Origin of the sequence: Pseudomonas sp. UYEF17 (assembly GCF_040546125.1) — a bacterium.
GTDB lineage: Bacteria > Pseudomonadota > Gammaproteobacteria > Pseudomonadales > Pseudomonadaceae > Aquipseudomonas > Aquipseudomonas putida_Z.
The window spans coordinates 293,230-305,275 of the sequence record NZ_JBEPNE010000006.1; the positions used below are offsets into that span (position 1 = coordinate 293,230).

The window sequence follows — 12,046 nt, forward strand, 5'->3', positions numbered from 1 at the left end:
CGCGGGTAAACCCGCTCCTACAAACGATGCAGTACCTGTGGGAGCGGGTTTACCCGCGAAGAGGCCAGTACGGGCAGCGAACCACCCACAGGAGACCCCAGGTGACCCCCGAACAATTCCGCCAGTACGGCCACCAACTGATCGACCTGATCGCCGACTACCGCCAGTCCGTCGGCGAGCGCCCGGTCATGGCCCAGGTCGAGCCCGGCTATCTCAAGGCCGCCTTGCCCGCGCAGGCCCCCCGGCAAGGCGAACCTTTCGCAGCGATCCTCGACGACGTCAACCGGTTGGTCATGCCCGGCCTTTCCCATTGGCAGCACCCTGACTTCTACGGCTACTTCCCCTCCAACGGCACCCTGTCGTCGGTCCTCGGTGACTTCCTCAGCACTGGCCTGGGCGTGCTGGGCCTGTCGTGGCAGTCCAGCCCGGCCCTGAGCGAGCTGGAGGAAACCACCCTCGACTGGCTGCGTCAGCTGCTCGGCCTGTCTGGCCAATGGAGCGGGGTGATCCAGGACACCGCATCCACCAGCACCCTGGTGGCGCTGATCTGCGCGCGGGAACGCGCCAGCGACTACGCACTGGTACGCGGCGGCCTGCAAGCCCAGGCCAGGCCGCTGATCGTCTATGTCAGCGCCCATGCCCACAGCTCGGTGGACAAGGCCGCATTGCTCGCCGGTTTTGGCCGCGACAACATCCGCCTGATCCCGACCGACGAACGCTATGCCCTGCGTCCGGAAGCACTGCAGGCGGCGATCGAGCAGGACCTGGCCGCCGGCAACCAGCCCTGCGCCGTGGTCGCGACCACCGGCACCACCGCCACCACGGCCCTCGACCCGCTGCGGCCGATCGGCGAGATCGCCCAGGCCCATGGCCTGTGGCTGCACGTGGACTCGGCCATGGCCGGCTCGGCGATGATCCTGCCGGAGTGCCGCTGGATGTGGGACGGCATCGAGCTGGCCGATTCGCTGGTGGTCAACGCGCACAAGTGGCTGGGTGTGGCCTTCGATTGCTCGATCTACTACGTGCGCGACCCGCAGCACCTGATCCGGGTCATGAGCACCAACCCCAGCTACCTGCAGTCGGCGGTGGATGGCGAGGTGAAGAACCTGCGTGACTGGGGTATCCCGCTGGGCCGCCGGTTCCGTGCGTTGAAGCTGTGGTTCATGCTGCGCAGCGAGGGGGTCGAGGCGTTGCAGGCACGGCTGCGGCGTGACCTGGACAATGCCCAGTGGCTGGCCGGGCAAATCGGCGCGGCGGCGGAGTGGGAGGTGCTGGCGCCGGTGCAGTTGCAGACGTTGTGCATTCGCCATCGGCCTGCGGGGCTGGAAGGGGAGGCGCTGGATGCGCATACCAAGGGCTGGGCCGAACGGCTGAACGCGTCCGGGGATGCCTATGTGACGCCGGCGACGCTGGATGGACGGTGGATGGTGCGGGTGTCGATTGGCGCATTGCCGACCGAGCGAGAGCATGTCGAACAGCTCTGGGCGCGCCTGCAGGAAGTGGTCAAGGGCTGAAACTGCCGGGGCCGCGTTGCAGCCCATTCGCGGGCAAGCCCGCGAATGGGCTGCAGAGCAGCCCCTGCAATCTGTCAGTGGCTCACTGCCTGAAAGCTCCCTTTACGGCTAGCCTCATACGCGGTCTTGTCCATCGGCTTGGCATCGGGGTTGCCAAGGTCTTCCATCGCCAGGCGATGGGTTTCCGGGGCGATGTACGCTGCCAGGGCACACACGCAGGTGATGAAGAACGCCAGGCCACCGACCACCAGCGGAATGTTGTCCGAACCAGGCGGGGCTACCAGGGCGAACAGCGCCGGCAGCATGGCGGTCAGCATGGTGCCGATGTTCTGCGCGATGGCCATGGCCGAAACACGGTAGCGGGTGTGGAACAGCTCTGGGTAGAAGCTTGGGAACACCGCGTTGTAACCCTGGTACACCATGCCCCACATCACGATGGAAGAGGCGAACGCCAGCGGTACGTTCTGAATGCTGATCGCATACAGGTAGACGAAAGCCAGCAGGCCCGAGCCCAGGCAACCGGCGATCATGGTCGGGCGACGGCCGATCTTGTCGGACAGATTGCCGACAAATGGAATCACCAGCACCGCGACGATGTTGCCGACTACCGGAATCCACAGGTACACGCTCTTGTCGAAGCCGATGCCATAGGCTGGCTGCACCGCGTAGGCCGCGCCGAAGATGGTGGCGACTACCGGGATCACGTTCATCAGGGCCATGAACATCACCAGCACCATGTGCTTCCAGCTGTGGCGGAAGGCTTCGCTGATCGGCGACTTGGCGACTTTGTCCTGCTTCTCTTCCTTCACGAACGCCGGGGTTTCGTGCACTTCCTTGCGAATGATGAAGCCGGCGATCAGCACGATGGCGCTCATCAGGAATGGAATGCGCCAGCCCCAGTCGTTGAAGGCTTCGCTGGGCATGAAGTAGGCCAGTGGCAGGAACACTGCCGCCGCCAGCACCTGGCCAGCCTGCACGCCTTGCAGGGTGAAGCTGGCGTAGTAGCCCCGTCGACCGAACGGTGCGTGCTCCATGATCATCGAACTGGCACCGGAGATTTCCCCGGCCACGGCAAAGCCCTGGATCAGGCGCAGCACCACCAGCAAGGCCGGGGCGAGCAGGCCGATGTCGTGGTAGGTGGGCAGCAGGCCCACGGCCATGGTCGACAGGCCCATCAGGAACATGCACAGCAGCAGTACGTTCTTGCGGCCGCGGGTGTCACCCCAGTGGCCCAGCACGAAGGCGCCGACCGGGCGCGCCAGGTAACCCACGCCGTAGGTGGCCAGCGAGGCAATGATGGCCATTTTCGGGTCGGTGTTGGGGAAGAAGATCTGCGGGAAAATCAGCGCAGCGGCCTGGGCGTAGATGAAGAAGTCGTAGTACTCGAGTGCCGAGCCTATCCATCCACTGGCGGTCGCTTTCTTGGCTTGAGAGCTGGAGTGAGCCATCGTTGTCTCCGTTGTTATTGTTGTTTGCACAGGTTCCGCCGGAGATTCGCCAAGGCAGGAGGCGAGGGTCGGTGTGCCTGCGTCTGTGGTTCATGTTGACCACGGGCCAGTGGGCTGGCAATTCGCTAAAACCGGTTTTGTGCGATAATCGAACGCAAAACTAACCATTCCGTACAAAGAGATTGAAGCGACGACTTTACCTGCGAATAATCGATCGTGCCAGGAACTGTGGTCCTGATTTTCCAGGCCCGGCCCAATCGCCGGCAAGCCAGCTCCCACAAGGTATGCGCCAATCCTGTGGGAGCTGGCTTGCCAGGCGATTGGGCCGGTACAGGCAGCCCTGGCCTCAACCCTCTAACAACAAGGAACTCCCGCCATGCAGCGTTCGATCGCTACCGTGTCCTTGAGCGGCACCCTGCCGGAAAAGCTCGAAGCCATCGCCGCCGCCGGTTTTGACGGCGTCGAGATCTTCGAAAACGACCTGCTCTATTACGCCGGCAGCCCGCGCCAGGTACGGCAGATGTGCGCCGACCTGGGTATTGCCATCACCCTGTTCCAGCCGTTCCGCGATTTCGAGGGCTGCCGCCGCGACCGCCTGCAGAAAAACCTCGACCGCGCCGAGCGCAAGTTCGACCTGATGCAGGAACTAGGCACCGACCTGGTGCTGGTGTGCAGCAACGTCCAGGCCGATGCGCTGGGCGAAGAGCAATTGCTGGTCGACGACCTGCGCCTGCTGGCCGAGCACGCTGGCAAACGCGGCCTGCGCATTGGCTACGAAGCCTTGGCCTGGGGCCGCCACGTCAACACCTACCAGCAAGTCTGGAACCTGGTGCGCCAGGCCGACCACCCGGCCCTCGGGGTGATCCTCGACAGCTTCCACACCTTGTCGCTCAAGGGCGACCCGAGCGCGATCCGCGATATCCCCGGCGACAAGATCTTCTTCGTGCAAATGGCCGACGCGCCGATCCTGGCCATGGATGTGCTGGAGTGGAGCCGCCACTTCCGCTGCTTCCCGGGGCAGGGCGAGATGGACATGGCCGGTTTCCTGGCGCCAATCCTTGCCACCGGCTACCGCGGGCCGCTGTCGCTGGAAATCTTCAACGACGGCTTCCGCGCCGCACCGCCCCGGCAGAATGCCGCCGACGGCCTGCGTTCGCTGCTGTACCTCGAAGAGCACACCCGCCTGCGCCTGGAGCAGGAAGGTACTTCGATCGAGCCCGGTGTGCTGTTCACCCCACCGGCGGCCAGTGCCTATGACGGCGTGGAGTTCCTCGAATTCGCAGTCGACGAAGCCGTTGGCGCGCGCCTGGGCAGCTGGCTGAAGCGCCTGGGCTTTGCCGATGCCGGCAAGCACCGCAGCAAAGAGGTGCAGTTGCTGCGCCAGGGCGATATCAACATTGTGCTGAACGCCGAACCCTATTCCTTCGGCCACAACTTCTTCGAGGCCCACGGGCCGTCGCTGTGCGCCACCGCGCTGCGGGTCAAGGACCAGCAAGCCGCCCTGAAGCGCGCCACCGCCTTCCGTGGCCAGCCGTTCCGTGGCCTGGTCGGGCCCAACGAGTGCGAAGTGCCGGCGGTACGAGCGCCAGATGGCAGCCTGCTGTACCTGGTGGAGCAGGGCACTGCCGGCCAGACCCTGTACGACACCGACTTCAGCCTGGACAAGAATGCCACGGCCACCGGCGGCCTGCGCCGTATCGACCACATGGCCCTGGCCCTGCCGGCCGAGTCGCTGGACAGCTGGGTGCTGTTCTACAAGAGCCTGTTCGATTTCGCTGCCGACGACGAAGTGGTGCTGCCGGACCCTTATGGCCTGGTCAAGAGCCGCGCCCTGCGCAGCCAGTGCGGCACCCTGCGCCTGCCGCTGAACATCTCGGAAAACCGCAACACCGCCATCGCCCATGCGCTGTCCAGCTACCGTGGCTCGGGCGTGCACCACATCGCTTTCGATTGCGACGACATCTTCCGCGAAGTGGCGCGGGCCAAACTGGCTGGGGTACCGCTGCTGGAGATCCCGCTGAACTACTACGACGACCTGGCGGCGCGTTTCGATTTCGACGACGAGTTCCTCAGCGAACTGGCGTACTACAACGTGTTGTACGACCGCGATGCCCAGGGCGGCGAGCTGTTCCACGTGTACACCGAGCCGTTCGAAGAGCGTTTCTTCTTCGAGATCATCCAGCGCAAGGGAGGGTACGCCGGTTACGGTGCGGCCAACGTTGCGGTGCGCCTGGCAGCCATGGCCAAGGCCCGCAGCGGGGCGGCGCGCAAGCCGGTCCTCTGAGCCCGGCGCGGTCCCTGTAGGAGCGGCCTTGTGTCGCGATGGGCCGCAAGGCGGCCCCAGGATTTCAGCAGCACCGCATGAATCTTGGGGCCGCTTTGCGGCCCATCGCGACACAAGGCCGCTCCTACACCGACCGCGTATGCTTCAAGGGCGTTCGGCCACCAACAGCAGCGACTGCGGCAGCGCACTCTGCGGGTGCTGTGGCTCCTGCAGGCTGACCAGCCGCAACCCCGCCATGTCCAGCGCGTTCAGCCAGCTGGCCAGGGTACGGAAGTACCAGGGCATCACCTGCCAATCCCCGGCGAACCCGGCAAACGCCTCCTCCCGCCAGCCATCCTGGTAATCCCCATCCGCCACGCTCCACGGGTGCAGGGTCTGGATCACCAGCGCACCGCCGGGCGCCAGCAACGCATTCATCGCCGCCAGCAGTGGGATGATGTCTTGCTGCAACAGGGCGAAGTTGGCGCAGATCAGGTCATAGTCCTTGCCAACATAGGCCTGCCCGACGGCCAGCTGTGCATAGCTGGCCAGATGCACCTCGGCGGAACCTGCAGCACGCGCGGCATCCACCAGCACCCGGTCTCCATCCACACCTACCGCCTCGATACCCCGGTCGGCCAGCGCGCGCAGCAGCCAGCCTTCACCACAGCCCAGGTCGAGCACCCGTTCGGGCTGGCGGCCAAGAATGGCCAGCAGGATGGCCTGGTCGGTGACCTGGTGACGGCTCTCGATACTGCCGCTGCGCACCGCATCGATCCAGGCCTGAGCGTTGTGCTGCCAGCTGTCGAGCAAGTCGTCTTCAGGGTTGCGCATGGTCATCTCCTTTGTACTCGTTTCCGCGCTGCGGCCGCCAGAGCGCTCAGCCGGCCGCAGCGCGCTGTCGCTTGATCCGGTACATATCGCCATCAGCATGGCGCAGCAGCATGTCGGCATCGTTGCCGTCCTCGGGGAAACGGGCCACGCCAATGCTGCAGGATGGCGCATCGATGCCCGCAAACTCGGCGCCGAGTGGCTCGGCCATGGCGGCCAGGATGCGTGCCACCTGCTCGGCGATGGCCTCTGGCGACACGTAGTCGGTCAGCAGCACGGTGAACTCGTCACCACCCATCCGCGCCACTGTATCGGTCGCACCTACGCAGCCTTCCAGGCGCCGCGCCAGGGTGCACAGCACCCGGTCACCCACGCTGTGGCCATGGTTGTCGTTGATGTCCTTGAAGTCATTGATATCGATGAACAGCAACGCCAGCGGGTGGTTGTGGTGCCGGGCCGCGGCAAGGGCTGCGTCCAGCCGGTCATTGAACATGGCCCGGTTGGCCAGGCGGGTGAGTGGGTCATGGTGGGCCAGGAAGCGCAGTTCCTCCTCGGCCTGGCGTTGGGCGGTGACATCCCGCGCCACACCGATGCGGGCATCGGCCTCATCGGACCAGCAGGCGGCCCACAGGATATGCACGATACCGCCATCCTTGCGGATGTAGCGGTTGCGGAAGTCGTAGTGGGATTGGCCGTTCATCACCCGGACGATCGATGCGCGGGTGATCGCCAGGTCGTCAGGGTGCATGTAGTCGGTGATCGGGGTGCCGATCAGTTCGCAGGCCCGGTAGCCCAGCAGCGCCTCGCAGGCATCGCTGACGAAAACGATCTGGTTGTCCCGGTCGACCACGAACACCGTGTCCAGCATCAGGTGGATCAGCCTGGGGTATAACGCTTGGAGGTCTACGGGCATGGGGCAGGGCGTCCGCGGCGGGGTGACCGATCATAGCCTGAAGAGGAGAGGCGCAGCTATGGGGGCAGCGAGGGTTGTACGGTTCGTTGTAGGAGCGGCCTTGTGTCGCGATCGGGCCGCAAAGCGGCCCCGGCAATTTGTCCTGCGTAGCTGAAATCCGGGGGCCGCTCCGCGGCCCGATCGCGACACAAGGCCGCTCCTACAAGGGCCGTTGCCATCAGTTACTCACCACCAGTTCCGGCCCGAGGTAATCGTTGATCTGCTGGATATCGTCATCCCCCAGGCTGCCCACCGACGATGCCAGGCGCAGCCGCGACATCAGGTAGTTCAGCTTCGCCTCGAACAGGTCATGCCGGGCGTCAAACAGCAACTCCTCGGCATTGAGCACATCCGAGTTGGTGCTGGTGCCGCCTTCCCTGAAACCCTTGCGGGCCGAAAGCAGCGAGCGTTCGTTGGACGCTACGGCCTTTTCCAGCGCCTGAATGCGCAAGGCGCCACTCTGCACGCCGCGGTACTCGCGGGTGGTGCCGGAAATCACTTCCTCGCGCGTGGCGTCCAGTTCATCCAGGGCCTTGGAACTGTTGGCGCTGGCCTGGCGGGTGAGGGCGCTGGTGCTGCCGCCGCTGTACAACGGAATGTTCAGCTCCAGCCCGATCGAGCTGTAGTGATTGCGCTGGTTCAGTTCGGAAATCGACTGGCTGCTGCCGGCGGTATAGCCCGCCACGAAATCCAGGGTCGGCCAGTGCCCGGCGCGGGCGCGTTTCACTTCTTCTTCGGCCAGCTCGTAGTTGTGCCGGCGCGCATGAATCAACGGGCTGTCGGCCTGGGCCTTGACCAGCCAGTCCTGCAGGTTGCCCGGCATCAGCGGCGGGGTGCTGAAGCCCGGCTGCAAGGTGGTCAGCGACTCCGGCGTTTCACCGATGTATTCCTCCAGCTTGCGGCGGGCGTTGACCAGGTTGTCCTGGGCCTCGATCAGGTCGGCCTCGGCCAGGTCGCGACGGGCTACCGACTCGTCGATGTCGGTGATGGTGCCGGCACCTAGCTCCATGCGCCGCCTCGCCGACGCCAGCTGCTCTTCGAAGGCATTCAGCTTGGCCTTGGCCAGGGTGATGGTTTCGCTGGCCAGCAGCACGTCGAAGTAGGCGTCGGCCAGCCGGACCGCAGCGTCCTGGGTCTTGGCATCGAACACCGCCACGCTGTAGTCGGCACGCTGCTGGCCCTGGCGGTACTCGGCCATCTTCTGCTTGTTGAACAGCGGTTGGCGCAGCCGCACGTTGGCACCCTTGGAGTCATAGTCCAGGTCGCTGTCCCGGCCATTCTGCCGCTGGCTGCCATTGACCTTGTTGAAGTAGCCCGCAGCATTGATCTGCGGCAGCAGGCCGGCCTCGCCGATGGCGCGGTTCTCGCTGCCGGCTTCTTTCTCGTGCACCGCGGCGCGGTAGATCGGGCCCTGGTACTGCAGCAGGTCCCAGGCTTGCTTCAGGTCCATGGCACTGGCCTGTACGGACAACCCCAGCAGGCACAACATCAGGCACGGGCGTTTCATGTCATTGCTCCTTGAACGAGGCGTCCACGCGTTCGAGCATCGGCTTGAGCAGGTAGCTGAGCAGGTTGCGCTCGCCGGTCTTGATGGTGACGGTGGCCGGCATGCCGGGGCGGATGTGGTTGCTGCCCAGCAGGCCCATGCCGCCTTGCGTCACTTCCACTTGGGCCAGGTAGTACGGCTGCTTGCTTTCTTCGTCCATCAGGCGGTCGGCGGAAATGGTCATGACCCGCCCGGGGATATTCGGTGTCTTCGCATGGTTGAAGGCCGGGAAGGCCAGGTCCACGTCCAGGCCCGGCACCATCTTGTCGATGGCCTGCACCGGGATCATCGCGTCGACCTGCAACGGCTGGTCGAGCGGCACCACCTCCATGATCTTGGCTCCAGGCTGGATGATGCCGCCGACCGTGGCGATGCTCAGTGCCTGGACCATGCCGTCGATCGGCGAGCGGATCACCGTGTGGGTCACTTCGTAGTCCAGCGCGCGCAGGCGGTCGGCCAGGGTGGTGTTCTCCTTGGCGGTATCGGTCAGTTGCGATTCCACTTCCTTGAGGTAGTCGTGCTGGCGTTGCAGGATGCGCAGCTTGATCTCGGTGGCCTGGCTGCGCGCCCGGGCAATGTTGTTGAGGTTTTCGGCCTGGCCGGCGGACAGGTCGGCATTGTTGCGCTCCAGCTCCAGCAGGCGGTTGCGTGGCACATAGCCTTCGGCGGCCAGCACGCGTGTGCCTTGCAGTTCCTGGTTGAGAAAGCCGATCTGCGAGGCGCGGGCGCCGTACACTTGCTGCAGGCCCTTGAGCTGAACCGCCGTGGCGGCCAAATTTTCCTCGAGGATGCTCAGTTCACCGGCAAGGCCCGCGCGGCGTGTATCCAGCAGGCGCTGTTGCAGGTCCATGGCTGCCAGCAGGCGCGGGTCGCTGCCGTAGTGCTTGAGCAGGGCAGGGTCGAAGGTGACTGTGTCGCGGCCATCGCGCTCGGCTTCCAGGCGGTTTTCCACGGTCTTGCTGACGATGTACTGGGCACTGACCGCGCCCTGTTCGGCCACCGCGCGCAGGGCGTCCAGGCGTACCACCTCCTGGCCTTTCTTCACCACATCGCCTTCGCGCACCAGGATCGCCTCGACCGTGCCGCCGGTCAGGTGCTGCACTGCCTTGCGGTTGCTGGTGACCTTGACCGTGCCAGTGGCGACCACGCCGGCGTCCAGTGGCGCCAGGCACGACCACAGCAGGAAGCCGCCAAAGCCGGCGATGACCAGCCATACGCCCCAGCGTGCCGGCCGCCCCGCGTCCAGGTCGATCAGGTTGCGGGCCTCGGCAGGAATCAATTCGGTGTGTTGGGTCATCTGCATGATCGGTCACTCCCGTACTTTTACCGAGGCCAGCGGTGCTGCGGTCGCTGCCGGGATCACGCTGGCCTTGCGCAGCGCCGCGAACACTTCGTCGCGGCTGCCGAGCATGTGCACGGCACCGTCACGCAGCATCAGCACCTTGTCGACCGCGCACAGCACATTGGGCCGGTGGGAAATCAGGATTACCGTGGCCCCGCGCGCCTTCAGCGCAGCCAGCGCATCGACCAGGGCCTTTTCGCCAACGTCATCGAGGTTGGCGTTGGGCTCGTCCAGCACCACCAGGTTCGGCTCGCCATACAGCGCACGGGCCAGGGCGATGCGTTGCTTCTGGCCACCGGACAGCGGGCTGCCGTCGGCTGCCAGGCGGGTATCGTAGCCCTGCGGGAAGCGCAGGATCATGTCGTGCACGCCGCTGCTGCGGGCAGCGCGGATCACCGCCTCGCTGTCCACTTCGGCGAAGCGTGCAATGTTTTCGGCGATGGTGCCCTCGAACAACTCCACGTCCTGCGGCAGGTAGCCGAGCCACGGGCCAAGTTCAGCCTTGTTCCAGGTGAAGATGTCGGCGCCGTCCAGGCGCACCTTGCCGGCCTGGGTCGGCCACACGCCTACCAGCAGGCGGGCGAGGGTGGACTTGCCCGAGGCCGAAGGGCCGATGATGCCCAGGCTTTCACCCGGGACCAGGCTGAAACTCACCCCGCGTACGATGCTGTTGCTGGTACCAGGGGCGCCGGCGACCACATTTTCCACGGCCAGCATGCCCAGCGGCTGCTGCAGCGACATGCTCGGTGGCCGCTGCGGGAAGTCCTGCAGCAGGCCGTTGAGCCGGCCCCAGGCCGAACGGCAGCCCAGCAGTTGCTTCCACGCGGCGATCACCTGTTCTACCGGGCCCAGGGCGCGGCCGGTGAGGATCGAACAGGCGATCATCATGCCGGGGGTGATCTTGCCTTCGATCGCCAGCAGTGCGCCGGCACCGAGGATCACCGACTGCAAGGTGATGCGCACGAAGCGCCCGGTGCTGCTGATCAGCGCGGCGCGGTCGGAGGCCAGGGTCTGCATCTGCAGGATGCGCAAGTGGCCCTGGTACCAGCGCTTGCCAATCGCCGGCAGCATGCCCATGGCTTCGATCACTTCGGCGTTGCGCAGGTTGTTGTTGGCGTAGCTGGCCGACGACAGGGCCGCCTGGTTGGCTTCGGCCAAGGGTTTTTGCGTGGCCTTCTCGGTGAGGTAGGCCAGGCCCACCAGGATCAGCGAACCGATCAGCGTGATCAGCCCCAGCAGCGGGTGGATCAGGTAGCAGACCAGCAGGTAGATCGGTGTCCAGGGGGCATCGAAGAAGGCGATTAGGCCGTTGCCGGTGAGAAACTGCCGCACCTGCGCCAAGTCCTGCAGGGCCTGGGCCGGGTTGCCGCCAGCGCGGCTCAGGTTGCGCTCGAAGGCGGCGCTGAAGATGCGTCGGTTGAGGTCCATGTCCAGGCAGTTGCCCACCCGGATCAGCACACGGGTGCGGATCATCTCCAAGGTAGACATCAGCAGGAACAGCCCGATCACCAGCACGGTGAGCATGGCCAAGGTGGTGACGTTACGGCTGACCAGGGCGCGGTCATACACCTGCAACATATAAATTGCTGGCGTCAACATCATGACGTTTATCACGCCGCTGAAGGCGGCCAGGGCAAAAAAGCTGCGGCGCAGACGAAACAACACGTCGGCCAGCTCGGAACGGGTACGTGGCGGCTTGTGCATCGGGGGCCTCCCTTTATCACAAACGGGAAGCCCTTGCGGCGCCCCGTACAGCGGTAGTTGTGGCTTCTGGTCGGCTCGCAGGCGGGTCGCTCTAAGGGCGAATGGTCCAAAACGCTGCGTTGCTCCCACATGCAGCAGCGTAGGTTGCAGTGAAACACTCGGTAATATCTTTTTGCTCTATAAAGTCTTTGAACTTTTCATAAGTGCCATGAAAAACAGGAAGTTGCGTCGCGTTATCAATGCCGGACGAATTTTTTGACGGGATATTGACAAGTTTTTCTTCTGCGACTTTAGTCTGATGTATTCGGACCCTGTGCGAGCTGGGGTCGATGTGTGTGCGGTGCCTAACTGTATCGCACCGTTTACAAGGTTCCCGCCGTTCCTGTGGGAGCCGGCTTGCCGGCGATGAGGCCAGTGGCGATAACACAGCACCGTAGTGCCCAACT

The 12,046-nt window shown here is 64.7% G+C and carries 8 protein-coding genes; 2 read left to right on the top strand and 6 right to left on the bottom strand.

Annotated features, from left to right (window positions below; all coding sequences use genetic code 11):
- Positions 1 to 101: 101 nt before the first annotated feature.
- On the top strand, positions 102 to 1,514 hold the full coding sequence (locus ABIB24_RS13000) for a DOPA decarboxylase (RefSeq protein WP_354316557.1): 1,413 nt from the start codon (positions 102 to 104) through the stop codon (positions 1,512 to 1,514).
- Positions 1,515 to 1,588: 74 nt separating this feature from the next.
- Here the strand turns inward: ABIB24_RS13000 and ABIB24_RS13005 are convergent, their stop codons facing one another.
- The gene (locus ABIB24_RS13005; protein WP_025338609.1) at positions 1,589 to 2,962 is read right to left on the bottom strand and encodes an MFS transporter; all 1,374 of its coding nucleotides are present in this window, start codon (positions 2,960 to 2,962) and stop codon (positions 1,589 to 1,591) included.
- 376 nt (positions 2,963 to 3,338) lie between these two features.
- Here ABIB24_RS13005 and quiC point away from each other — a divergent pair, with 376 nt between their 5' ends.
- Positions 3,339 to 5,246, top strand: a complete 1,908-nt coding sequence (gene quiC / locus ABIB24_RS13010; protein ID WP_025338610.1) for a 3-dehydroshikimate dehydratase QuiC — start codon at positions 3,339 to 3,341, stop codon at positions 5,244 to 5,246.
- 144 nt (positions 5,247 to 5,390) lie between these two features.
- Here the strand turns inward: quiC and ABIB24_RS13015 are convergent, their stop codons facing one another.
- From ABIB24_RS13015 to ABIB24_RS13035, 5 genes are all read right to left on the bottom strand, one after another.
- Positions 5,391 to 6,059: a class I SAM-dependent methyltransferase gene (locus ABIB24_RS13015; protein WP_274079508.1), complete on the bottom strand. Its 669-nt coding sequence runs from the start codon at positions 6,057 to 6,059 to the stop codon at positions 5,391 to 5,393.
- A gap of 46 nt (positions 6,060 to 6,105) precedes the next feature.
- A complete protein-coding gene (locus ABIB24_RS13020) occupies positions 6,106 to 6,969 on the bottom strand; it encodes a sensor domain-containing diguanylate cyclase (RefSeq protein WP_137163578.1) in 864 nt (287 codons plus the stop codon).
- Positions 6,970 to 7,186: 217 nt separating this feature from the next.
- Entirely contained in the window at positions 7,187 to 8,515 is a 1,329-nt protein-coding gene (locus ABIB24_RS13025; RefSeq protein WP_025338612.1) for a TolC family outer membrane protein, read from the bottom strand.
- A 1-nt stretch (position 8,516) separates the two neighbouring features.
- Positions 8,517 to 9,857, bottom strand: a complete 1,341-nt coding sequence (locus tag ABIB24_RS13030; protein ID WP_025338613.1) for an HlyD family type I secretion periplasmic adaptor subunit — start codon at positions 9,855 to 9,857, stop codon at positions 8,517 to 8,519.
- Positions 9,858 to 9,863: 6 nt separating this feature from the next.
- Positions 9,864 to 11,600, bottom strand: a complete 1,737-nt coding sequence (locus tag ABIB24_RS13035) for a type I secretion system permease/ATPase (RefSeq protein WP_354316559.1) — start codon at positions 11,598 to 11,600, stop codon at positions 9,864 to 9,866.
- Positions 11,601 to 12,046: the final 446 nt, after the last annotated feature.